Source organism: Lysinibacillus sp. FJAT-14745, from assembly GCF_001275675.1.
Lineage (GTDB): Bacteria > Bacillota > Bacilli > Bacillales_A > Planococcaceae > Lysinibacillus.
In genome coordinates, this window is record NZ_LITM01000005.1 from 46666 (window position 1) to 67678 (window position 21013).

At 35.7% G+C, this 21013-nt stretch carries 28 protein-coding genes and 2 pseudogenes; 13 read left to right on the forward strand and 17 right to left on the reverse strand.

Features of this window, described 5'->3' with window-relative positions; genetic code table 11:
* Positions 1–223: 223 nt before the first annotated feature.
* From AMS59_RS07575 to sirA, 3 genes and pseudogenes are all read right to left on the reverse strand, one after another.
* Positions 224–502 (reverse strand): annotated as a pseudogene (locus tag AMS59_RS07575) (S-ribosylhomocysteine lyase); the annotation flags it as partial.
* 136 nt (positions 503–638) lie between these two features.
* Complete coding sequence (locus tag AMS59_RS07580; RefSeq protein ID WP_053483153.1) at positions 639–857, reverse strand: YneF family protein; 219 nt, start codon at positions 855–857, stop codon at positions 639–641.
* A 102-nt stretch (positions 858–959) separates the two neighbouring features.
* Positions 960–1385 carry a sporulation inhibitor of replication protein SirA gene (gene sirA / locus AMS59_RS07585; RefSeq protein WP_053483154.1) on the reverse strand — a complete coding sequence of 142 codons (426 nt, stop codon included), beginning with the start codon at positions 1383–1385 and terminating at the stop codon, positions 960–962.
* A gap of 274 nt (positions 1386–1659) precedes the next feature.
* Between sirA and AMS59_RS07590 the strand changes: the two genes are divergently transcribed.
* From AMS59_RS07590 to AMS59_RS07615, 6 genes are all read left to right on the forward strand, one after another.
* A complete protein-coding gene (locus AMS59_RS07590) occupies positions 1660–2013 on the forward strand; it encodes a hypothetical protein (RefSeq protein WP_053483155.1) in 354 nt (117 codons plus the stop codon).
* Positions 2014–2028: 15 nt separating this feature from the next.
* On the forward strand, positions 2029–2667 hold the full coding sequence (locus tag AMS59_RS07595) for a PspA/IM30 family protein (RefSeq protein WP_053483156.1): 639 nt from the start codon (positions 2029–2031) through the stop codon (positions 2665–2667).
* Positions 2668–2813: 146 nt separating this feature from the next.
* Positions 2814–3902, forward strand: coding sequence for an alpha/beta fold hydrolase (locus tag AMS59_RS07600; RefSeq protein ID WP_053483157.1), 1089 nt, complete (start codon positions 2814–2816; stop codon positions 3900–3902).
* Positions 3903–3968: 66 nt separating this feature from the next.
* On the forward strand, positions 3969–4661 hold the full coding sequence (liaF, locus tag AMS59_RS07605; RefSeq protein WP_234007707.1) for a cell wall-active antibiotics response protein LiaF: 693 nt from the start codon (positions 3969–3971) through the stop codon (positions 4659–4661).
* On the forward strand, positions 4658–5695 hold the full coding sequence (locus AMS59_RS07610; RefSeq protein WP_053483159.1) for a sensor histidine kinase: 1038 nt from the start codon (positions 4658–4660) through the stop codon (positions 5693–5695). Before liaF ends, AMS59_RS07610 begins: the two co-directional genes overlap by 4 nt.
* Positions 5670–6302 (forward strand): response regulator, encoded by a 633-nt coding sequence (locus AMS59_RS07615; RefSeq protein ID WP_053483160.1) that lies wholly within the window; start codon positions 5670–5672, stop codon positions 6300–6302. The genes AMS59_RS07610 and AMS59_RS07615 overlap by 26 nt, the downstream gene beginning before the upstream one ends.
* A 162-nt stretch (positions 6303–6464) precedes the next feature.
* Here the strand turns inward: AMS59_RS07615 and AMS59_RS07620 are convergent, their stop codons facing one another.
* Together AMS59_RS07620 and AMS59_RS07625 are read right to left on the reverse strand one after the other, a co-directional pair.
* On the reverse strand, positions 6465–7124 hold the full coding sequence (locus AMS59_RS07620) for an HAD family hydrolase (protein WP_053483161.1): 660 nt from the start codon (positions 7122–7124) through the stop codon (positions 6465–6467).
* Positions 7125–7152: 28 nt separating this feature from the next.
* A complete protein-coding gene (locus AMS59_RS07625; RefSeq protein WP_053483162.1) occupies positions 7153–8145 on the reverse strand; it encodes a serine hydrolase in 993 nt (330 codons plus the stop codon).
* Between the two features lie 118 nt (positions 8146–8263).
* Here AMS59_RS07625 and AMS59_RS07630 point away from each other — a divergent pair, with 118 nt between their 5' ends.
* Positions 8264–8611, forward strand: a complete 348-nt coding sequence (locus AMS59_RS07630; protein WP_053483163.1) for a hypothetical protein — start codon at positions 8264–8266, stop codon at positions 8609–8611.
* A 28-nt stretch (positions 8612–8639) separates the two neighbouring features.
* Here AMS59_RS07630 and tkt read toward each other — a convergent pair whose 3' ends face one another.
* The 4 genes from tkt to hpt all read right to left on the reverse strand — a co-directional run bounded on the left by tkt (position 8640) and on the right by hpt (position 12149).
* Positions 8640–10634 (reverse strand): transketolase, encoded by a 1995-nt coding sequence (tkt, locus tag AMS59_RS07635; protein WP_053483164.1) that lies wholly within the window; start codon positions 10632–10634, stop codon positions 8640–8642.
* Between the two features lie 298 nt (positions 10635–10932).
* Entirely contained in the window at positions 10933–11166 is a 234-nt protein-coding gene (locus AMS59_RS07640) for a DUF896 domain-containing protein (RefSeq protein ID WP_053483165.1), read from the reverse strand.
* 195 nt (positions 11167–11361) lie between these two features.
* Positions 11362–11529 (reverse strand): terminase small subunit, encoded by a 168-nt coding sequence (locus tag AMS59_RS26185; RefSeq protein ID WP_255350003.1) that lies wholly within the window; start codon positions 11527–11529, stop codon positions 11362–11364.
* 89 nt (positions 11530–11618) lie between these two features.
* Positions 11619–12149, reverse strand: coding sequence for a hypoxanthine phosphoribosyltransferase (gene hpt, locus AMS59_RS07645; protein WP_053483166.1), 531 nt, complete (start codon positions 12147–12149; stop codon positions 11619–11621).
* 282 nt (positions 12150–12431) lie between these two features.
* Here hpt and AMS59_RS07650 point away from each other — a divergent pair, with 282 nt between their 5' ends.
* Positions 12432–12758, forward strand: a complete 327-nt coding sequence (locus tag AMS59_RS07650; RefSeq protein WP_053483167.1) for a hypothetical protein — start codon at positions 12432–12434, stop codon at positions 12756–12758.
* A gap of 190 nt (positions 12759–12948) precedes the next feature.
* Here AMS59_RS07650 and AMS59_RS07655 read toward each other — a convergent pair whose 3' ends face one another.
* From AMS59_RS07655 to AMS59_RS07670, 4 genes are all read right to left on the reverse strand, one after another.
* Entirely contained in the window at positions 12949–13287 is a 339-nt protein-coding gene (locus tag AMS59_RS07655; protein ID WP_053483168.1) for a hypothetical protein, read from the reverse strand.
* Positions 13288–13416: 129 nt separating this feature from the next.
* On the reverse strand, positions 13417–13623 hold the full coding sequence (locus AMS59_RS07660; RefSeq protein ID WP_156304583.1) for a hypothetical protein: 207 nt from the start codon (positions 13621–13623) through the stop codon (positions 13417–13419).
* Positions 13593–14186, reverse strand: a complete 594-nt coding sequence (locus AMS59_RS07665) for a helix-turn-helix domain-containing protein (RefSeq protein ID WP_082337428.1) — start codon at positions 14184–14186, stop codon at positions 13593–13595. Before AMS59_RS07665 ends, AMS59_RS07660 begins: the two co-directional genes overlap by 31 nt.
* 98 nt (positions 14187–14284) lie before the next feature.
* Complete coding sequence (locus AMS59_RS07670; RefSeq protein ID WP_053483171.1) at positions 14285–14479, reverse strand: hypothetical protein; 195 nt, start codon at positions 14477–14479, stop codon at positions 14285–14287.
* Positions 14480–14690: 211 nt separating this feature from the next.
* Between AMS59_RS07670 and AMS59_RS07675 the strand changes: the two genes are divergently transcribed.
* Positions 14691–14906 (forward strand): helix-turn-helix transcriptional regulator, encoded by a 216-nt coding sequence (locus AMS59_RS07675; RefSeq protein ID WP_053483172.1) that lies wholly within the window; start codon positions 14691–14693, stop codon positions 14904–14906.
* 487 nt (positions 14907–15393) lie between these two features.
* Here the strand turns inward: AMS59_RS07675 and AMS59_RS07680 are convergent, their stop codons facing one another.
* Positions 15394–16158, reverse strand: coding sequence for a hypothetical protein (locus tag AMS59_RS07680; protein ID WP_053483173.1), 765 nt, complete (start codon positions 16156–16158; stop codon positions 15394–15396).
* 418 nt (positions 16159–16576) lie between these two features.
* The gene (locus tag AMS59_RS07685; protein WP_053483174.1) at positions 16577–17194 is read right to left on the reverse strand and encodes a CPBP family intramembrane glutamic endopeptidase; all 618 of its coding nucleotides are present in this window, start codon (positions 17192–17194) and stop codon (positions 16577–16579) included.
* Between the two features lie 252 nt (positions 17195–17446).
* On the opposite strand from AMS59_RS07685, the gene AMS59_RS07690 reads away from it, so the two are divergent.
* The 4 genes and pseudogenes from AMS59_RS07690 to AMS59_RS26190 all read left to right on the forward strand — a co-directional run.
* The gene (locus AMS59_RS07690) at positions 17447–17899 is read left to right on the forward strand and encodes a LytTR family DNA-binding domain-containing protein (RefSeq protein WP_234007708.1); all 453 of its coding nucleotides are present in this window, start codon (positions 17447–17449) and stop codon (positions 17897–17899) included.
* Between the two features lie 5 nt (positions 17900–17904).
* A complete protein-coding gene (locus AMS59_RS07695; RefSeq protein ID WP_234007709.1) occupies positions 17905–18330 on the forward strand; it encodes a DUF3021 domain-containing protein in 426 nt (141 codons plus the stop codon).
* 45 nt (positions 18331–18375) lie between these two features.
* The gene (locus tag AMS59_RS07700; protein ID WP_053483175.1) at positions 18376–18888 is read left to right on the forward strand and encodes a GNAT family N-acetyltransferase; all 513 of its coding nucleotides are present in this window, start codon (positions 18376–18378) and stop codon (positions 18886–18888) included.
* A 168-nt stretch (positions 18889–19056) separates the two neighbouring features.
* Positions 19057–19623: pseudogene (locus AMS59_RS26190) on the forward strand (DJ-1/PfpI family protein); the annotation flags it as partial.
* Positions 19624–19930: 307 nt separating this feature from the next.
* Here AMS59_RS26190 and AMS59_RS07710 read toward each other — a convergent pair.
* Both AMS59_RS07710 and AMS59_RS07715 read right to left on the reverse strand, forming a co-directional pair.
* Entirely contained in the window at positions 19931–20608 is a 678-nt protein-coding gene (locus AMS59_RS07710) for a recombinase family protein (protein WP_053483176.1), read from the reverse strand.
* Positions 20605–20919 (reverse strand): LysM peptidoglycan-binding domain-containing protein, encoded by a 315-nt coding sequence (locus AMS59_RS07715; RefSeq protein WP_053483177.1) that lies wholly within the window; start codon positions 20917–20919, stop codon positions 20605–20607. The genes AMS59_RS07710 and AMS59_RS07715 overlap by 4 nt, the downstream gene beginning before the upstream one ends.
* Positions 20920–21013 lie beyond the last annotated feature (94 nt).

The following is a 21013-nucleotide window of genomic DNA, read 5'->3' on the forward strand; positions in this document are numbered from 1 at the left end:
CTGAGTGATTTTTTTCAGCTTATGCCATCCTTGTTGTTTTTTCTGCTTTCGCACCGTTACGTCTGCCGTTTCCAGCTTCGCGTTGGTCACAAGGCTTTAGGAGTTAAAAGCAATTAACGTGGAGTTCGCACCAATCGCTTGATACGAAGGGTATTCTGTTATAAATCTATGCTTCTATACAGGTTTGTATAGTTTAGTCTAAATTTGTCGTAACAGTTTAGTTACCCATTGGACTAAAATCAACAATATGATCAGAGTAATTGCGAATAATGTCTGCCGATAAATGCTCTAGGGAATGTAATGCAGGCATTTCCATATGCTCTTTATTAGGCTGTTTAAAACGAATATCATATTTGTACACTTCATCGCCATTTTTTCCTGTTTTAACACCTGCTAAACGTACATATGGCGCTTTTACTTTCGTATGGTCTAAATCAAAGCTTTCCACATTTGTTTTTTCTTTCTGCAATACAAACAACTCCTTTATATAGAATATTTCCATTATAACGAGTTTTCCGATAGAATTATATGTTTTTTACTAATTATTTTAATTATTCTCACAAATTACGTTTAGACAACTGCTGATATAAAAAAAGCAACTAGCCCTGCTTGGACTAGTTGCTTTTTAAAAATTCCAATTATTTTTGGAATTTATTCATTTGTGTCATCATTTGGCGTACTTGCTTTTCAGACGGTGTACGTCCCATTTGCGCCATCATCATACGAATCATTTGTTCGTTAATTGGTGGGTTTTCTTTTAAATATTTCATCATAGCTTGACGAGCTAAAAAGAAACCAAGTGCTGCGCCCGCTGCTAATGCGATAACTACAATAATAATCCAGCCCCATGTAGGCATACAACCAACCTCCTCCACTACAATATATACCGAGAAAAAAACTCTCCACGCTCCATTATACACCAAATATTAGCGTGTTACTATATATTGTAGTGAAATTTCCTAATGCATTGTATACTTCATTGGCTTTAGCCACCCACACTCATTATCTTGTTTATTAAATGCAATAAAGCGCTCGCTCATCTTCGCTAGCATCTGGAATAGATCCAAATCCAGCATACGTGATCCCTCACAATAGACACAAATTTTGCGTTCCACTAAATAAATAGCCATTTTTCCTTTTATAGGATGTTCTAAAAACAAAGCATTACGAGCTCTCTCTAAATGTGCATATTTGGAATCTAGTTGCGCCTCTAGCATCGTAGCTATCTCATCGAAGCGAACGGTTTCACATATATATGCAAGTTCTTTTAAGGATTTCTCGTTAGCGTCTTCACAGCCTTGCATCATTTCTAATAACTTACGCTCTCTGCCGAAAATAAACGTTAAATGCTCTTCTTTTATTTTATATATGGAATAGGTTCTCACTAGAAATCCTCCTTCGCTCATTTCTTTTTCATAAGTATAGCTCATCCAAACTTTTTAATTTGTCAAACGAGGGAGGCATTCATCTTCTATTTTTGTCGAAAACTTTCTACTTTCCGTTCTATTAAATACATTATGGCTAATTGCATTTTTGCTTTTTCTATAGTGCTTAGAATACTCTCAGCCTCAAGACCTAGAGTAAAATCAATTTCCAGTCCGTTTTAGCAAAGCTTTCTAATAGGTAATATAAAGGTATCAACGAAAGGAGCTAAAACATATGAGAAAATTTTTTCTACTAATAGGAGGCTTTATCGCAGGATGTGTTGCACTTGCTTTAACAGGACCGCTTGCAGGCCTACTATTTTCTGGATTGTTTGTAGCACTCGGTATGCACTTCTACACTTCAAGCAAATCGACATTCGGCAAAATCTTATGGTTTACAGTAGGTCTGATTGGTGTACTATCAGCAATATCTAATATCCCAGCAATGGTTGGTTTAGCAGCAATCGCTGTCATCTATGTTATCTATAAAAAATGGAATGGCGAAGATGTAAAAATCCCAACGATTGAAGCTAAAGAAGAAGATCCATTTACAAACTTTGAAAAAGAATGGTCTAACTTAACAAAATAAAAGGAGCGAATTAACATGAACTTATTTCAACGTTTTAAATATACAATAGAGGCAGATTTACATCAGTTATTTGATAAGAAGGAACAAAAAAACCCAATTGCGATGTTAAACCAATACATTCGTGAAGCAGAAAAACAAACAGAGCAAACTGGAAAATTATTAGAGCGTCAAGGTCAGCTAAAAGAAAAACTAGAGCAAGAATTTAAGCAAAATGCAGAGTTACTAGCTAAACGTGAGGCTCAATTAAAATTAGCTACTACTAGCGGTGAGCAAGATTTAATCGATTTTGCTTCGGATGAAGTTGCTGCATATACAGCACGTAACAATACATTGCAAGCTAGTATCGAAGCTAGTACACGTGAATATTTCGAACTTGAACGCAAATTTGAAACGATGAAACACAAAATTAAAGATATGAAAGTGCGTCAATTACAGCTTATGGGCAAAGAAAACGTCACACGCGCTCACCATCAAATGGACGGTATGATTGCTAAAAACAATAAAACCAACTTTGAAGATTTAGAATCATATATCGATAAACTGGCGTATCAAATCGACAAAGATCATGAAGTTACATCTTTCGAGTCTCGTCTTGCACAGCTAGAAAAAAATGTCACAGAAGATAACGAACCACTGCTAATTGAAAACAAATAACATGTTATAATAATAAAAGAAATAAGGGATGCCTCAATTATTGAAGCATCCCATTTCTTTGAAGAAAAAACTTTTGAAGGTGACCAAAAAGAGATAGAGAAAATTATCTTAATGAAAAAAGTGTAAACAGAAAGTGGTTTAGTCCTATGATTAAAATATGTCTTTTTGCTTTTTTTATACTTATATTACTTATATTCATGTTATTAGGTTATCGCTTCTTTGTACAACAACAAATTAAAGAAAAAAGTGCTGAAATTATTGAAAATGGTGGTATTAGCGAATTAAAGGGAATCAATGTAAATGGCGATAAACAATATATATTAGTGGAAGGAAAAGATAAGGAGAAACCATTTTGTTTATTCCTACATGGTGGGCCAGGGTCACCATTCCCCTATGGCGTGAGTGCTCGAACATTGTATCCTGAAATAACCGAGAATTGCGTAGCAGTTTATTATGATCTAAGAGGTTCCGGAAAAAGTTTTAACCAAAAAATAAAGAATACTACACTGACCCTTTCTCAATTTACAGAAGATGCTAATATAATAGTGGATTATATTAGAGAACATTATCAACAGGAAAAAATATTTGTCATTGGTCAGTCCTTCGGTACAGTCATTGGAACTCAATTAGTATCTAATTATCCTGAGAAGTTCTATGCCTACTTAGGAATTTCTCAATTAACTAATACTAGTAAAGGTCAAGAACTTGGGTACAGTTGGTTACAGAGAGAAGCTATAGATAATGAAGATAAAAAAACACTCCGAATTTTAGACGATATAGGAAAAGGTCCTTATTTAGCAAAAGATGAGGATCAATTTAGCGATCTTATCAATCAATATAAAGGCATGAATTATTTTGATGATACGATCAAGAAAGTCAATCTCTTTGAATTGATAAAAGGGGCTTTCACTTCCCCTGATTACTCTTTACAGGATCTGTATAAAGCATTTATTTCAGGGCCACAGTTTAGCCTAATAGAAAGCCAAGAACTAAAAAAAGAAATCATTCTTACTAATTTTTTTGATTCTGTAAAAAGTATAGATATACCCGTTTATTTTATACAAGGTAAATATGATAAACAAGCGAATTATGAATTAGCAAAGCAATATTATGAGCTATTAGATGCACCAAATGGTAAGGAGTTTATCACTTTAGAGCACTCTGCCCACTATCCAAATACACTGGATTCACCATTGATAAATGACACAATCAAGAAAATGCTTGAAGATCATTAAAAACACTTTTAATAATATTTATTTTAAGAGAAGTTTGTCTTCTCTCATCAATTTGTAGAAAGAAGGGTGACCCTCTTGCAAAATTTCACAACTAATAAGCTCACATTTTGGGTACTATGCTTCTTTTTACTCGTTTTTGTGGAGCTCACAATTTTTAATAACGGTGGCGCCTTTTGTCTATTGATTGGAGTAGGACTTCTTTATTTAAGTTTCACGAAAAAAAATCGTTTCTTTAAATGGACAGGAATTTTCTTTATCTCGATTGCACTATTTACGATGTGGAGTTTGCGCTTATTTATTGTCATCATTCTCTTATATATGCTCTATCAATACTTGCAAAGAGAAAACTCAGAGAAAGTTGTTGGCTTGGAGCTTTTCGAAAAGCTTCCTGCTACGAAAAACGAATTATTCGGTACAATGCCTGCACCATTAGAAGCCTATAAATGGCAAGATGTTCAAATTCAGCGACTTGCAGGTGACATTACGATTGATACAACACAAACAATTTTACCTGCTGGCACAAGTCTTATTACGATTCGACAAGGCATTGGTAAGGTACAAATTTATATCCCATATGAAATTCCATTCCGCTTACACTATACGACATTGTTTGGTGAATTAAAATGCCTACATGTTGGACCGCAACGCATACTCAATGAAAGTGTAAGTTTCTCAGATGGAAACCCTGAGGATGCAAAGCGTACACTTGTGATACATGTCGCAACATGGCTTGGGGACTTGGAGGTGCTACGTAAATGATTGCCTTTATCTCAAGAATATTTACTCTATTTTTTATTTTGATGAGTGCTGCATTCTGTCTTCTTGTCGTTGTTTGGGGCGAGCCAAAAGAGAAAACATGGGAGCCATTATGGCAGCAGAATTATAATAATATCCCACTCGGTGGTTTTATCGCTGTCATTCTTTTTGCGCTTAGTTTACTGATTGCAAGTTGGATTAGTATGACTGCCCGTGCAAGAGAGGCACAGGCAACCCGCATCGTGAAACAGTTAGTTGAACCTGATTTTGTATTACCTAAAAAACAGCCTTTACCAAAACCTTTGAAAAAAGCTTTAGTTCAAACAAGTGAGTTAATTGACACTCAACGCAAAAGCTTACAACGCTTATCCAATGAACGTGCAGAAGCAAATGATAAAATTATTCAAGAGCGCATTATTGCTGAACGTCAACGCCTCGCTCGTGAGCTCCATGATTCTGTATCACAGCAATTATTCGCAGCTTCGATGTTGCTTTCAGCATTAACCGAAACTGATGAAAATGCTACAAGCTTAAAGCAGGTCGAAAAAGTTGTGCAACAGGCACAGCTTGAAATGCGCGCATTATTATTACATTTACGTCCAGTAGCTCTGCACAATAAAACGCTTGCACAAGGTCTTGAAGAACTAATTATTGAGCTGCAGCAAAAAGTATTTTTTCATATTGAATATGAGCTTGAGGAAATGGCGTTATCCAAAGCGGAGGAGGATCATTTATTCCGTATTGCACAGGAAGCGTTATCGAATACGCTACGTCATGCCAAAGCGAGCGAAGTTGAATTACTGCTCGTAGCCCGCGATGATTTAGCCATTTTACGTATTCAAGACAATGGCCTCGGCTTTGATGTCGAAGCCGATAAATCTACTTCTTACGGACTGCAAAATATTGCTGAACGCGCTGTAGAAATAGGTTGTATGTACAAAATTGTGTCAGTGCCTGGAGAAGGTACAATTGTAGAGGTTAAAATTCCACTACAGATGGAGGTTGAAGTGAATGATTCAAGTGTTAATAGTGGATGACCATGAGATGGTGCGTATCGGTGTATCTGCCTATTTGTCAGCACAACCAGATATCACTGTTGTCGGTGAAGCTGAAAATGGTAAAGAGGCAGTGGAACGTGCTCTTGCCCTGCGTCCTGACATTATTTTAATGGATAATGTGATGCCAATCATGACAGGAGCTGAGGCGACAGCAGAAATTTTAGCTGTCTGGCCAGAAGCAAAAATTATGATGGTGACAAGTTTTTTAGATGATGACAAAGTTTATCCTGCATTAGAGGCTGGTGCAGTCAGCTATATTTTAAAAACGTCCAATGCAAAGCAAATAGCTGAGGCCATTCGTAAAACAATGGGTGGCGAAACTGTTTTAGAGCCAGAAGTAACATCAAAAATGATGCATCGCATGCGTCACGGCAATAATACCCCACTGTATGAGCAACTTACAGAGCGTGAAATGGAAGTATTACTGCTTATGGCTAAGGGCAAAGCGAATCAGGAAATCGCCGATGACCTATACATCGCCTTAAAGACTGTGAAAACACATGTTAGCAATATTTTAGCGAAGCTTGATGTTCAAGACCGCACACAAGCTGTAGTCTATGCTTTTCAAAACGGGCTAGCGAAGTAAGTTTTGATTTATCAGTGATTCTGCTGGGTTTATCAGCGATTTTTGCGCTCTTATCAGCGATTCTACCTGGGTTATCAGCGATTTTTGCGTTTTTATCAGCGATTCTTTCTGTTTTCCAAAAAAAATACGAAACTGCATTTCCCAATGTAGTTTCGTATTTTTTTAACCTAATCTATTAAAAAGTTCTTGCAGCTCGTTTACACTGTTCACTATGTATGTAGCTTGTGCTTCCGTTAATTCCTCAAGTGAACCATAGCCATAAGTAACACCGATAGAATCAATTTGATTTTCATGTGCCCCAACAATATCGTATTTACGATCTCCAATCATCATAAATTGATCGATATTCACTTCATTAAAATGTTCGCGTGCAAATGCGATAACTTCTCCTTTTGCTGAACGTGTCCCATCTAAATTGCTACCTGCGACAAGGTCAAAAAAATGTTCAAGGTTGAAATATTGTAAAATTTGTTCAGCAAATACAGTTGGCTTAGATGTAGCTATTGCTAACTGATATCCCTCCTTCTGTAAACATTCTAATAATGAGGATATATTTTGATACAATTTATTCTCATACATGCCACTTTGGATAAAGCGTTCACGGTAATAGGCAATCGCTTGCTGTATTTGAACATCATCCAATCCATATATTTCTCGAAATGATACTTGCAACGGAGGCCCAATAAACGTTTCAAGCTGATCTAGATCTTCCTCAACTATCCCAATTTTTTGTAACGCATATTGAACAGATTTCGTTATCCCAATTTTAGGATCGGATATTGTACCGTCTAAATCAAATAAAACTACGCTATATTTTTTCATTACTAGCTCTCCTTTTATCGTTATTCCTCTATTGAATTGATTGAAATGCTATAGAACCTAAATCATGAATATCCTTGATGTAATCAAACCCTTCAGGTGAACCAAAGCTATTAAATCCACGAACTGCCACAATATTTTCTTCCGGAATTACCAATAATGCGACACTTGTATAACCAAGTATTTGAAAACTTCCTTTAGGTAATAATGGACTTAACTCTGTAACCCCATTTCTCTGTTGAGGCTGAACAAACCAGAAAAAGCCATTAGTGGGCAAATTCTTTGGTTTAGTATTCGGGGATTGAATTGTCGTTAATAACTGTATGATTTCTTCAGGGATCATTTGTTTTCCATATAATCTCCCTTTATCAAGATGCACTTGCCCCCACTTTGCTAGCTCTCTTAATGAGCTATACATATTCATTTTGCTGCCATCACATACTTCGCTTTCATACCAAAATGGACTATCATTATGTATTACTTCTATATGCTGTTCATTTTTTTCACTGAACCAATTTGTTTCAGTAAAAGACAATGTTTGAAATACTTGCTCATCTACAATTTCTGCAATAGTTTTTCCAGTAACTTTAATAATGACATTAGCAAGTAGTTCTACATTGATATCTCGGTATGCCCAGTTATAGCCTGCTTTGAATTCCTTCATTACTTTTTCATTTTCATTTTGACGACGTAAACCGTGAGTATGTGTTAGTAGATGTCTAATTGATACATCGGCAAAAACTTTTTCATTTTCTAAATACTCACTTAGTGGATCATCTATTGAGGCAATATAGTTATGATAAATCGCATATGCTACAGCAAAGCCTACGTATGTTTTGCGAACAGAAGCAAGATGAAAAAGAGTATGTGGTCCTACCCTCTTAGCGTCTTGTTGTTGTCCTTGCACACCAAAATATTCTTCTAGTACGGTTTTACCATGCTTATTAATAATAACTCCGCCACCTGTACAATCTAATTGTGAGAAAGTCTTCTTTACTTGTGTGAGTATAGCTTGTGAGTTCATTTAAATAGCCCTCCTACTCTTATCATTGTATCTCAATCGGAAATTAATACCAGATAAGTTTCTTCACCGAAGAAACCTTTTATTACCATAAACGTTATTATTTTTAAGGAGGGGTTGTGTGGATACTCAATTTACTTATAAGCATTTCGTAAATGAAAATACATTTTCACTTCTTGATCCGATTTTTGAAGCTACCTTACTTTTTGCTGTTTTACTACTTATCATTGTGATTATAAAAAAAGTATCTATTTGGTTTTGTATACTTTTTGCAAGCCTCTCAGCAATCGTCACAGGGCAGCTTCTTTGGTTTAGTGGCATTATAGCTGATGAGTTAAATATTGAAGGAAGTTCCAAGGGCTTTTACTGTTTTGTCATTATGTTGCTAATTCATTGTGCAGCTATTTGGATTTCTTTAGTGAAGTCTTCTAAACATGAAAAAATACCGCAGTACTCAGAGGAGATTTAACCTACTGAGTATTGCGGTATTTAATAAATTATAGAGCTTTAACCTTCGCTACAACATTTTCTACTGTGAATCCGTATTTTTCCATTACTAATTCACCTGGTGCAGAAGCGCCGAACTTGTCAATAGCAAGAACGTCCCCTTCAAAACCAGTGTATTTATGCCAGCCGAATGATGCGCCCATTTCGATTGCAAGACGTTTTGTTACAGCTTTTGGAAGAACTGATTCTTTGTAAGCTGCGTCTTGTTTTTCGAAACGATCCATAGATGGCATTGAAACAACTGCCACATCCACGCCATCAGCTTTTAATGCTTTTTGTGCTTCAACTGCAAGTGAAACCTCAGAGCCTGTTGCAATTAAAATGGCATCTGCCACTTCTTTTGTAGCAGGAGACACTGTATATGCACCTTTAGTCACACCTTCACGTACTGTATCAATAGATGCGTCAAGCACAGGTAAGTTTTGACGAGATAATACTAAAACAGTTGGTGTTTTTTCAGATGCTACTGCTAGCTCCCATGCAACTGCTGATTCATTTGCATCAGCTGGGCGAACTACAGATAAGTTTGGCATTGCACGTAAAGATGCAAGGTGTTCGATTGGTTCATGTGTCGGACCATCTTCACCTACAGCAATTGAGTCATGTGTAAATACATAAGTAACAGGAAGACCCATTAATGCAGAAAGACGTACAGCTGGACGAACATAATCAGAGAATACGAAGAATGTACCGCCGAATACGTTAAGACCACCGTGAAGTGCCATACCGTTCATAGCAGCACCCATTGCAAACTCACGTACACCGAACCAAATATTACGGCCAGCATAATCGTCTGCAGAGAAATCTCCAGCGTCTTTCATTGTTGTTTTATTTGAGCCAGCAAGGTCAGCTGAACCACCGAAGAATGATGGTGTTTTCTTCGCAATTGCATTGATTGCATCTCCAGATGAAGAACGAGTAGCTACTGATTTACCTGTTTCATAAACTGGTAATTCTGAAGCGAAATCCTCTGGTAATTGACCATTCATTGCGTTTTCAAATTGTGCAGCTAATTCTGGGAACTCTTGCTTATATGCTTCAAACTTAGCATTCCAAGCTTCTTCAGGTTGTGCCCCTTGAGTTTTAGCAGCTGCAGCAAATGTATCATATGCTTCTGCAGGAATTTGGAATGGCTCGTGTGTCCATTCATAAGTAGCTTTTGTTAAAACGACCTCATCTTGACCAAGTGGTGCACCGTGAGAAGCAGCTTTACCTGATTTGTTTGGTGAACCAAAACCGATTACAGTTTTCACTTCGATAAGTGTTGGCTTGCCAGTTGATTTTTTAGCTTCTTCGATAGCTGCGTTAATTGCTTCAACATCAGTACCATCAGCAACTTTTAAATAGTTCCAGCCATAAGATTCAAAACGCTTTTGGACATTTTCTGAGAATGATTTTTCTAAATCACCATCTAAAGAAATATCGTTTGAATCGTATAAAACGATTAACTTTTCAAGCTTCAAGTGACCTGCTAATGAAATAGCTTCAGCTGCTACACCTTCCATTAAATCGCCATCGCCACAAAGTGCGAATGTATAATGATCAACGATGTCATGTCCTGCTTTATTGTAAGTAGCTGCTAAATGACGTTCAGCCATTGCCATACCAACTGTCATAGCAATACCTTGACCTAGAGGACCCGTTGTTGCCTCTACCCCAACTGTATGACCATATTCAGGATGTCCTGGAGTTAATGAATCCCATTGACGGAAATTTTGAATTTCTTCCATTGGTAAGCCGTAGCCACCAAGATGAAGTAGGCTGTATAGAAGCATTGAGCCATGACCTGCAGAAAGTACAAAACGATCGCGGTTAAACCATTTTGGATTCGCCGGATTATGGCGAAGTTGTTTTGTCCAAAGCGTATAAGCCATTGGCGCAGCCCCCATCGGTAAACCTGGGTGACCTGAGTTTGCTTTTTCAATTGCATCGATTGACAAAGTTCGGATAGCATTAATCGCTAGTTGATCCGCATGTTGAGTCATTTTTTTGTGACATCCTTTCTCGTCCTATATATTGTTCTTATACAGTTTAGTCAACATTGCTTCAGAAAACAATATTTTTGTTATACTATTTACGTTTTATTACATACTTTATCTTTATTCAGTAGAAATATTTATTTTAAATTTAATATTTTCACAGCAGTGAAACCGTATAAGACTAACTGAATAAAGATAATGCCTCCGGCGGATGTTACGGATTTTGAATGGAATTAATTGTGCTAGCACAATTCAAAATCCTGACGCAATTACGCCGAGGAGTAATTGATTTAAATGTGACACATTAATTTAGAAATTTATTTTTTTTCGCTTGTTTAACTTTTTCCGGTGTTACATCATTTCCTTCAGCATCTACCACTTTTACGTTTTCAATTGTATCACGCATCGTTGCTCTAAATGTATCTAGATACTCCTTACGAAGCGCTGTACGTTCCTTAGCTTCTGCCTCTGTTAATGTACCACTTTTAGCCTTAGCAGAAAGTTCATTGATTCGGTTAATTTTTTCTTTTGATATCATAGTTACACACCTTTCAGTACATATCTTAATGAATATGGTATGCAAAGTATAGCATGTTTTCCCTTGGAATGCAGTTATACCAACCTTTCTCGCATCGCTTTATTCATTAAGGTAATGCAAAACAATGAATGAAAAAGCATGGATTTGGGGCTAATAAAATACGGCGGGCGTGTGTACAGGAATGTGTGAGTTATATTAGGTTGAGGCTAATTGCTTCAACCTTTTTAATTTTAATTCTTCCATGCGATTTTCTATATAAGTTTTTAAGCTCACATTTGCAACAAATTTATGAGCATTACCTCTTGCGTAGACTTTGCTGTATCCAGCCTTTATCGCAGCTTGCTCTACATTTCCTAGTTCAATTTAAAATTCTGCAAATGCTTGTTTTTTTGGAGTTAATTTACGTTTACAAATAAACTCTCATCAGAAATCGATGGAAGTTATATTTGTTTTTATTTTTCTGTTACAACTGATGCAATATATGGTAAGTTACGATATTTTTCAGCACAGTCAATTCCATAGCCAACTATAAATTCATCTGGAATTTGGAAGCCGACGTATTCTGCTTTTAAGTCAACTTTACGGCGCTCTGGTTTATCAAGTAATGTACAGAGTTTTAGTGCTTTTGGCTTATGCATAAAGAAATGGTCTTTTAAGAAGTGAAGTGTTAAGCCTGAATCGATAATGTCTTCTACGACAATTACGTTTTTGCCTGTAATGTTGACGTCGATATCTTTTAATAATTTAACTTTTCCTGTTGTTTCCGTTTGGTTGCCGTAACTAGACGCAGAGATAAAGTCGATTGTTACTTCATTTTTTATGTGACGAATTAAATCAGCAGCAAATACGAAAGAACCTTTTAATACCGCAATTATCACGATTTCTTCGCCTTCAAAGTCGCGTTCAATTTGTAGTGCTAGTTCTTTTACTTTTGCTTGTAAAGATTCTGCAGAGATTAAAGTATCTTTTATTTCAATGTTCATTATAATCCTCCTACATTGTAAAATTCGTGAGTATTTCGACTGTAAAGGATTGAGAGTGAAAAGTCAAAAAGGTGGGCATTCATAAAAAAAGAGCCGTATCGACTTTGCAAAGCCCAAGAACTGCGAGCGTGTGTACAGGGATGGGTGAGTAAGATTGAAGCAATTTGCTCCAATCTTTTTTATTTTACTAACCAATAAAGTAATTACATTACCAAATGTTTTTGTTTTTTTTCATTCAACTAGCTATATTGAAAATAGTTAAAAATAAAGGAGTGAAAATCAATGAGAAATATTAAACTTTTAAAGATGCCAGCTGAGATTGCAGATAGTTGTGGATTGTATCGGGGGCAAACCACAAAAGTTAGAGTAATAAGTATAAATAGCGATGGAATAGAAGTAATCAATAGATCAAAAAACAACAGAGTTGGATTTATTAAAAATGATTTTTTAAAAACACGAAAAGAAGATATGCAAATACTATCCAGTCTATATGTATATTATCTTGGTGAGGATGATGAATATTTGCATTTTTGTGAGGATGTAATTTACCAGGAAATATTTAATCGTTTCGAAGATATTTACAAATGGCGTCACTTTAGTGGTAATTAGCACTTTAATGGATTATAACTCTTACTTTATCAGTACCAACAAGTTTCCGTACTTTTTATTACAAAAGTAAAATTTTGAAAGTGAAACAGATCTCTCTTAAATTAGAGAGGTCTCCTCACTTTTGAGGGACCAATCCAATTTTGCAGAAGTACGCTCAATTTTGAGCAGACCTATGAAATTTGCACAACTCTCAAATACTTTGTACTTCAGATGCACTTTTAATTACCGTTTCATATAATTCATCGGCATGAATGTTAATGGTATTCACATCTTCTTCCAATCTTTTAAACAATGGATAAAAAGCCATATCAATTAAACGCACTGTATCTTGAATTTCTTGAATAGACATATAAGCCATTCCACGATCCTCATGCCAACCGTTTTCTGTCATTTCGTCAATTCTATTCATCAATTTTGCTACTGCGCTTTGTACAACTCGTAATTCGGTCATTTGTACAGATAATCCTGTAGCATCATTACTATTTTCGAGTACCACTGTTTCTAATAAGTGTTGTGTTTGTTGCTGCATGTTCTCATTCCCCTTTTCATCTATGTTTTATTTAGTTGCTACCGCATTTAAAAGTAATTGTTTGTTGCGATCAGACATTACACGCCATTCTTTAACCGTTACTTTCATTTGCATTCACTTCCTTTCTTATTAAAATACTTCTGTTGGTCCATTACGTTCTGTTAGCCAATTGTAGAAAGGTACTGGACGTACATTTACAGGCTTTTTCTTCATATATGATGTGTTTGTTGTCGGATGCTTACCTATGCGCTGTACTGCTTTGTTGTGGGCTCCTACGAATACTGCACGTAATGTCTTTGTAACTGTCAGCACACCATCTCTAATATCGTTGGCCATTTTAAAAATGATGTTCTTAGCCAATATGATTCCTGAATGTTACTTACATTAGATGCCAATACCACTTTATGCAGCTCATCTTTGAAAATGTCCGAAAGTGGCAGCGAATGCATGAAATCGTAAAGCATTTGCTGATAATCATTCATAAATTCTTTACATGCTTCTTTTTCAGCATTAGCCGTGTTACATGCTGCTTGTAATGGAACAACCTCACTTTGAACCGCCTCTTGCTCAAATGGTTTGTCAGTGCTTCCACACACTTCTAATTGATACGGCAAAATAATATAGATGTTTGCACCACGACCGCCTTTTTCCTTCGTAGTGACCTGTTTCTTAATAATCCCTAGTGATTCCAGTTTTGAAATCGCTCTGTACACCGTCTTTGTACTGATCTCTAAGCTGTCAGCAATTGTGGCAGCCTTCAAATGACATACCCCAGGGTAATTAAGAGCATGTGAAGCGAGTTTATAAACAATGGCACTCTCTGATTCAGTTAGGTCATAGTAATGTTGCTGGATATGCTGTTCAACGTGCTGATATCCATTTCTTGTACTGAATTGAATGTTTCATATTGTACTAAATATTCAAACGCTGCCATTGTTCTCACCTCACTTTCTAATCACGAACTTTAATGGATCCAAAGAATAAATATTGTTCGTATTTACTTAAAAGCTTGTTTCAATTTCTTCCTCATATGCTCTACTTCCACATCGGTTAATAACTTGTGATACTTCATGATGCGCGCTAACCGTCTTGTATGCTTGCGAGCGTCTTTAACCTGATCCAGTTGCTTCAATTTGTTGTGGATGTATTCATTGCGCTTCTGGATAGTTTTCGATTGGTCACGTCCACACATTGATATTCCCTCCCACATCAACATGTCGGCTATTTCTAGTCCATTCACCGACTAACCTTTGATGGTTATTTGTAAAAATTTATATTTCCAATGTAAACCATACGATTGTCAAAATCAAGTTTTTTGTAAAAATAAATATTGCTTTTGTCAATATATTGGTTGTCAACACCTTCGTAAATCATGTTATAATTAAGGTGTAGGAGGTGTTAGAGTGTCTTTGACAATGGGGGAAAAGATTAAAGTTTTATTAAACAGAAAAAGCATGTCAGTCCAGGATCTAGCTGAGCTACTCGGACAATCTCGACAAAATATTAATACGAAATTGAAGAAGGATAATTTTAGCGAACAAGATTTAAAAAAGATTGCCGATGTATTAGAAGTTGAATTTGAAGGTTTCTTCTTCCTAAAGAACGGTGATAAAATTTAAACGATAGCAAGAAACACTTCCAGCTCATCGTGCAGCTGAAAGTGTTTTTCTTTTGGCCATAATAAAAAGCAACCACATTTCTGCAGCTGCTTGATTATATATATTAATTATTAAGAGCATGTTTTAAAAGATTAAAAAGAATAAATGATTAAGATTCAATATTTACAGCACAATGCTTACTCCCTCAATTGATTTCAGCATTTAAACGATAGGATATTACTATCACAATAACAACTAAGAGGCTGGGACATAACTGGTTAAAACCTTAAAAAGCGCGAGAAATCAATTTTAGAAACGTTGATTTCTCGCGCTTTTCTGATGTGAAATTTATTAATTTTGCTTTGAAAGTATACTTATGTCCCAGCCACTTTAATATTTCATTCGGTAAGCGAAGACATCGACTAACATCCTATCCGCATGTCAACAAACCCTAAAAAAATAGCCCCTTAACAAATAATTAAGAGGGCTATATATAATTCATAATCTATCACTTATCTCCAACTGGCATTAGTGAATTCTTTGGGAGCCAAACAGCATCATCGAGTCTTCCTTCTAAGTCATCAGCTACATATATATAACCATTAATTTCATGATAAAACCTTGAAAAAACAGTACTTCCCTTTTTCATCATTCTTTCAGTTTTAGATTCTTTTAATGGAACGTCTTTCCCTTCCGCATCTTTTGTTAGCTCATAACGTACGCCACTATCCGTCCATATTCTCTCAACGATTTTAAGATCTGTACCAGGGTACTCATCACAAAATTCGTCTTTTTCATATTCACCGTTGCAATGCTTCAGTAGTTGTCCATTCTTTGTATTTTTGAAATCAATAAACCATGTTCCTGCATTGCTGAAGAAGTGTCCGTAATTTTCGCTAGCATTAATACCATCACGAGTACTAACAATATAGATTGGGGATTTATAAAAAGATGAACGAATTTCTATTGGTACCTCTTTGAAAACTACTAAATCCGTTGCTTGTACGCGGTATTGCCCCATTTGATAGAATATTTTTTTATCATATTTTTCAATATCATACGTTCTAAAGAAATTATTTCGCTTTACCACTAGCGAATCAAAAGTACCATCTGGATTTCTCTTGTATACCTTGATGTCTTTTTTAAAGGTCATTTTTCCTGTTTGCTCTTTTACAACTTCTGCTCCATCATACATCACTTTTGCTTCTGATTTCGTTGGATTTACTACCGCAAATACAAATGCTGCTAGTAACACAATAAATAATTTTTTCATTATTCTCCCCCAACATAGTTTTATTTTAAAAAACATAATATCTTAGTATTATATACTAGCAATCTACTATTCTACCAACGAATGTTAAAAATCCAACCAAAGTAGAGTGTTTTTCCATAACATTATTTCACCCATCTACCATTCTACCCAATTCTCTAATTACATGGTCTACTACTAATTGATTGTGGAAGGCTATCACGCTCGTTTAACCAATTATAGAAAGGCACAGGACCTCTCTACACGCTTTTTCCTCCACTGATTATGATTTAGTCGACTTGTTATGTAAACGTGCAATAGCCTTTGGAAATAAAAAACACCTTCTAAAAAAAGGTGCAGGTTAAGGACATTTAGCTAGCCGCGGTTAGCCTGATACGCTGTCATGGCTACACATTTCTAATATATATACATAATTTGTTCTTTATTTACTATCCCATTTTCCAGAAACAGCAGATAACATTAGCCATGGTTCAATAAACATGTTAATCAAAATATGAGCTATGATTGGTGCAAAGGTACTTCTTCCAGCCATAATATAAAGCACTGCGAGAAGACTTCCTAAAATTGTGGTACTTATTATAGCAGGTAACGCAAACTTCCAATTCCCTCCAAAAAGTACCCATACACCGTGAGCAATTCCAAAGAGTATCCCTGAAGTTAGTATTTGCGTGACGGCTGAAGCTCCAATAGTTAATAAGTATTCCATAAGTAAATGTCTAAAAACAACTTCTTCTACTATCCCTGCCACAATGGCAGCCCATATTCCAATTACTTTAAGCCAAGATAGAGTAAATAAATGTACTTTTACGAAAGGGATTGCAATGATTGTATATGCAATGTATCCCACTATGATAATAAGTGTAAAAATCCAAATAAATATATTCGAAAATACTTCTGTCCTAAAGCCAATTCCATTTTCAATAAAACCTTCAGGATTATTATAACTCCAAAAAATTATACTAGCTGTGAGCATAGTTGAAATATTCACCAATATCCAACCAGTTTTACTTCTTTCACTTGAAGTAGTTAATTCATTCATAATAGCCGTAGCCTCCTAATCATGAACTGTCGAATACTTAATTACTCGAAAAATTCATATCCATATTATTTAGATCTCTATTTCATTTGCAGTACATCAAAAGCTTTAATTTATCTGAACTCAATATATCGAAAGAAATGTACCCCAACAAGACGTTTGGAGTAACATGTTGTTATGAGTGTGTAAGAAGCCTTTTTCAACCAATGTCCTGCATTTTCTAAAATGTTGTATATGCTATAATTTTTTTGAGAGGTGATAGAACTGAAAATAGAGGTAAAAATAGATGCAGAGTATGAAGAGCCACATGTCACAATTTGTACAGCAAAACTTACTCCTACGATACAAGCCGCTATTTCTTTATTACAACAAGAGCAAGAAGAACGAATTTTAACAGGGATAGCAAATAATAAAACATATATCGTTGATCCAAATTCAATTATTGTTATTCGAACGGAAGGAAGAGAATTAGCTTTATATGACGAAGATAATAATCGTCTCGTATTGAATAAACCTTTATATGAATTAGAGCGACAATTAGGGAATGACTTTATACGGATTTCTAAATCTGCAATTATACATCTAAAAAAAGTTAAAAATATTGAAGCTTCATTTAATGGAACAATGGAGATTGAGCTAGTTTTAGGAATTAAAGAAGTAATTTCTCGTAATTATCGAAAGCAATTTAAAAAGCGTTTGGGGGTTTAAGATAGGTGCATTTTTTAAAAAATGTAGCGTTTGGCGTATGTATGGGCTGTACAGTTTTTGTTTTTATTAATCTTTTGGGTTCTTGGATTTTTGGAGATATTTTTTTAGAAGCTATTATGACTAACTTTATACAACAATCTTTAGGTTCAATTATTGTGGGGCTTGCTTGCGTATTACCATCATATATTTATCAAGTAGAACGTTTAACATTTTTACTACAAGCAGCTATCCATTTTGCAATTTCTTTAGGTACTTTTATTGTTGTTGCACTATTTTTAAATTGGCTTCCCACATCATCTATAGGAGTAACTATGTTAATGCTATTCTTAAGTGTTTTGCTATTCACTCTTATTTGGCTGCTATTTTATTTATATAACAAATCCGAAGTAAAAAAATTGAATAGAAAGATTAATGAGCTGATAAATAAATAGAAAAGAAAGCTAATGTGAAACTTCATTGCAAAGGAGGAAAATGAATTGTTTATCCAAACGAACAGACTATTAATAAGAAATTTCGAGGCTCAAGATTGGCAAGCTATCTATGAATATACTTCAAATCCAAATGTGATGAAGTATCTTCCAGAGGACGTTTTTAATGAGGAACAAGCAAAAAAGTTTGTTTCAGAAAATAGCGATGAAAAAGCAAAATACTTCCCTATTATTTTACTAAGTGAAAATATTGTTATTGGTCATATTGTTTTCCACCAATATTTTGGTGACCATACGTATGAGATTGGTTGGGTGTTAAATCCGAACTATTTCAATAATGGATATGCCTCTGAAGCAGCGAGGGCTGTACTGAACTACGGATTTAAAGAAATGAAACTTCATAGAATTATTGCAACATGCCAACCAGAAAATATCCCATCCTATCGAGTGATGGAGAAAATCGGTATGAGACGCGAGGGTTATTTCAAAAAATGTATACCCCATGGAGATGAGTGGTGGGATGAATATTACTATTCTGTCTTAGAAGAAGAATGGGCATAGGATACTTTCAGAGGAGAGATTTATATGAAAAAGACCGCTGTATTATTGTATCCCCAATTTAGTGAATACGAACTGAGTGTAGCATTATCTATATTAATGCAAGGAAATAAACCTATTGTAACCGTTGGATTACACAGTGAAAAAATCAAATGAGAATCTGGTTTATCTTGTATAGCCGATGAACAAATACGTGAAGTTAATCTTGACGAAATCGATAGCCTGATATTACCTGGGTGTATGGATATCGCTTTACTAATACATGAGCAGAAATTAATTGATTTTATTAATAATGTGAATGCCAAAGGTGCGATCATTGCAAGTATCTCTAGTAGTCCATCTCTTTTAGCAAAAGCTGGAGTATTAAAGAACAAAAAATATACTGTAGGATTATCACCAGAAGGTATGAATAAGTTAGGCTTCTTTGATCTTAATTATTTCTCTGAAGACCTAGTTGTACAAGACGGCAACATCATAACCGCAAGAGGTAGAGGTTTTGTAGAATTTGGCATTACTGTGGGTAAAGCGGTTCATCACCAAAAGTTGTGGATGACTTTTGTTAAAACGTTTACTATGCAAATAGTTGATTGTAGTGGAGACTGGGCGACTCCTCGGGGATCAGCGTTTCAGATAAGACCCTGCAGCGAAGCGAAGCGGCTTATCGAACGCCCCCAGGAAAGCGCCCAGTCGGAACGGAAATCAACCACACGTTTCGGTGATGATCCGGTAAAGCCCTAAATCTTTCTTTTGATGAAAGTTGGTACCGAGAATAACGAATTAGCGCTAATTAATATGAAAACTTAGTTACAGTAATAGATGATACAAATTTTTTCAACATTATAGAGAATTTATCAGAAAGAGAGGTAGAATTCGCTACTTCTCTTATTTTTTTATTTTCGGCTGGGTACAGTTCTATATCCAAGCAACATGGTAAATGGATATTAATTATTCATTCTAGTCATCGATCAGGTTCTATCCGTCACTTTGGCTATCCTTCAAGATCCATTAAAATAAAAAATCAGCGGGCCGACAAAACTCCCACTGATTAAAACGTCACTTTATTTTGTCCGCTTCCCTCTTGATGTTCCCGATATCTCCTATGGACAGTAGCTTTGCTTACATCAAAACCTAGACCTCTAAGAGTCATGGCGATTTCCTCAAAGGTGAAGCCTCGATTACGTAGCTTTACAATTTCTTCTACAGGTACATCTTTACGTTCTTGACCGTTTGGATTTCCACGGTTGGATAAATTATTTTCAGGACGATAGCCATTTTCAACGGCACGACGCATGCCACGGCGTATTTTAGCATTATGGATTCTGCGCTGGTATTCCTCTACAATTGCTAAAATTTCCAGGAGCATCGTATCCATTTCATTTAATTGTAAAGGTCCCTCGTCTCGCATAGAAAAAACATCAGTTTCAGTTTTCTGCAATAAATGCAACACTGCCATTCGAGCATTTCCACGTCCTAAGCGTGTTTCATCCTGCACGAATAATGCTTCTATTTGTTTTTCTTTAATGAAATCGAGCATTTCTAATAATCCTTCACGTTCCACATCATAGCCACTATGCTTGTCCTTAAAAACATGTTTGACTTCATAGCCCTGTTCTTTAGCATAGCGCATCAACTCCTCCTGTTGACGCTCTAATGAGGAACTTTGTGTCTCTTTTTCTGTACTCACACGGCAATAGACAACAGCCGATTGTTGATTATTTATCATTTTTCATTTCTCGCAATTTCAATTGAATTTATAGGATGGGGTTGGTCACCCACTACTGGAACCACTAGAGATTTACCTGCAATAATTTGTACGTTAGATAATTCATTTTCTGTTTTCACAAGCTTAATCCATTCATCCGTTTTCATTTTACCACGGTATTGTTCGGCTAACGACCATAAGCTATCACCATGTGCGATTTCAATTTTTGTGTACGCAACATCGCCTGGGTCTGTTATAAAAAGGTATGCTGCAAAAAGTAGACAAGCCCCTAATAAAGTTGTAATATGTGGATTTTTCTTTAACCAGTTCATGTTTATAACCCCTTTTCTAGAATGTTTGTTCGGAATGTATGTTCTTATAATAGTGCGAACAAACGTTTTTGTCAAACACTTTTCGAACCTATGT

What these genes read in the sequence shown, in the direction of transcription:
- AMS59_RS07600 (WP_053483157.1), top strand. Translation starts at nt 2,814, where the DNA reads ATGATTAAAATATGTCTTTTTGCTTTTTTTATACTTATATTACTTATA.
- AMS59_RS07640 (WP_053483165.1), bottom strand. Translation starts at nt 11,166, where the DNA reads ATGATATCAAAAGAAAAAATTAACCGAATCAATGAACTTTCTGCTAAG.
- AMS59_RS07715 (WP_053483177.1), bottom strand. Translation starts at nt 20,919, where the DNA reads ATGAACTGGTTAAAGAAAAATCCACATATTACAACTTTATTAGGGGCT.
- AMS59_RS07655 (WP_053483168.1), bottom strand. Translation starts at nt 13,287, where the DNA reads ATGCAGCAACAAACACAACACTTATTAGAAACAGTGGTACTCGAAAAT.
- AMS59_RS07685 (WP_053483174.1), bottom strand. Translation starts at nt 17,194, where the DNA reads ATGAATGAATTAACTACTTCAAGTGAAAGAAGTAAAACTGGTTGGATA.
- AMS59_RS07590 (WP_053483155.1), top strand. Translation starts at nt 1,660, where the DNA reads ATGAGAAAATTTTTTCTACTAATAGGAGGCTTTATCGCAGGATGTGTT.
- AMS59_RS07615 (WP_053483160.1), top strand. Translation starts at nt 5,670, where the DNA reads ATGATTCAAGTGTTAATAGTGGATGACCATGAGATGGTGCGTATCGGT.
- hpt (WP_053483166.1), bottom strand. Translation starts at nt 12,149, where the DNA reads ATGAACATTGAAATAAAAGATACTTTAATCTCTGCAGAATCTTTACAA.
- AMS59_RS07710 (WP_053483176.1), bottom strand. Translation starts at nt 20,608, where the DNA reads ATGATAAATAATCAACAATCGGCTGTTGTCTATTGCCGTGTGAGTACA.
- AMS59_RS07670 (WP_053483171.1), bottom strand. Translation starts at nt 14,479, where the DNA reads ATGTGTGGACGTGACCAATCGAAAACTATCCAGAAGCGCAATGAATAC.
- AMS59_RS07680 (WP_053483173.1), bottom strand. Translation starts at nt 16,158, where the DNA reads ATGAAAAAATTATTTATTGTGTTACTAGCAGCATTTGTATTTGCGGTA.
- AMS59_RS07610 (WP_053483159.1), top strand. Translation starts at nt 4,658, where the DNA reads ATGATTGCCTTTATCTCAAGAATATTTACTCTATTTTTTATTTTGATG.
- AMS59_RS07595 (WP_053483156.1), top strand. Translation starts at nt 2,029, where the DNA reads ATGAACTTATTTCAACGTTTTAAATATACAATAGAGGCAGATTTACAT.
- AMS59_RS07650 (WP_053483167.1), top strand. Translation starts at nt 12,432, where the DNA reads ATGAGAAATATTAAACTTTTAAAGATGCCAGCTGAGATTGCAGATAGT.
- AMS59_RS07620 (WP_053483161.1), bottom strand. Translation starts at nt 7,124, where the DNA reads ATGAAAAAATATAGCGTAGTTTTATTTGATTTAGACGGTACAATATCC.
- AMS59_RS07625 (WP_053483162.1), bottom strand. Translation starts at nt 8,145, where the DNA reads ATGAACTCACAAGCTATACTCACACAAGTAAAGAAGACTTTCTCACAA.
- tkt (WP_053483164.1), bottom strand. Translation starts at nt 10,634, where the DNA reads ATGACTCAACATGCGGATCAACTAGCGATTAATGCTATCCGAACTTTG.
- AMS59_RS07660 (WP_156304583.1), bottom strand. Translation starts at nt 13,623, where the DNA reads ATGGCCAACGATATTAGAGATGGTGTGCTGACAGTTACAAAGACATTA.
- AMS59_RS07580 (WP_053483153.1), bottom strand. Translation starts at nt 857, where the DNA reads ATGCCTACATGGGGCTGGATTATTATTGTAGTTATCGCATTAGCAGCG.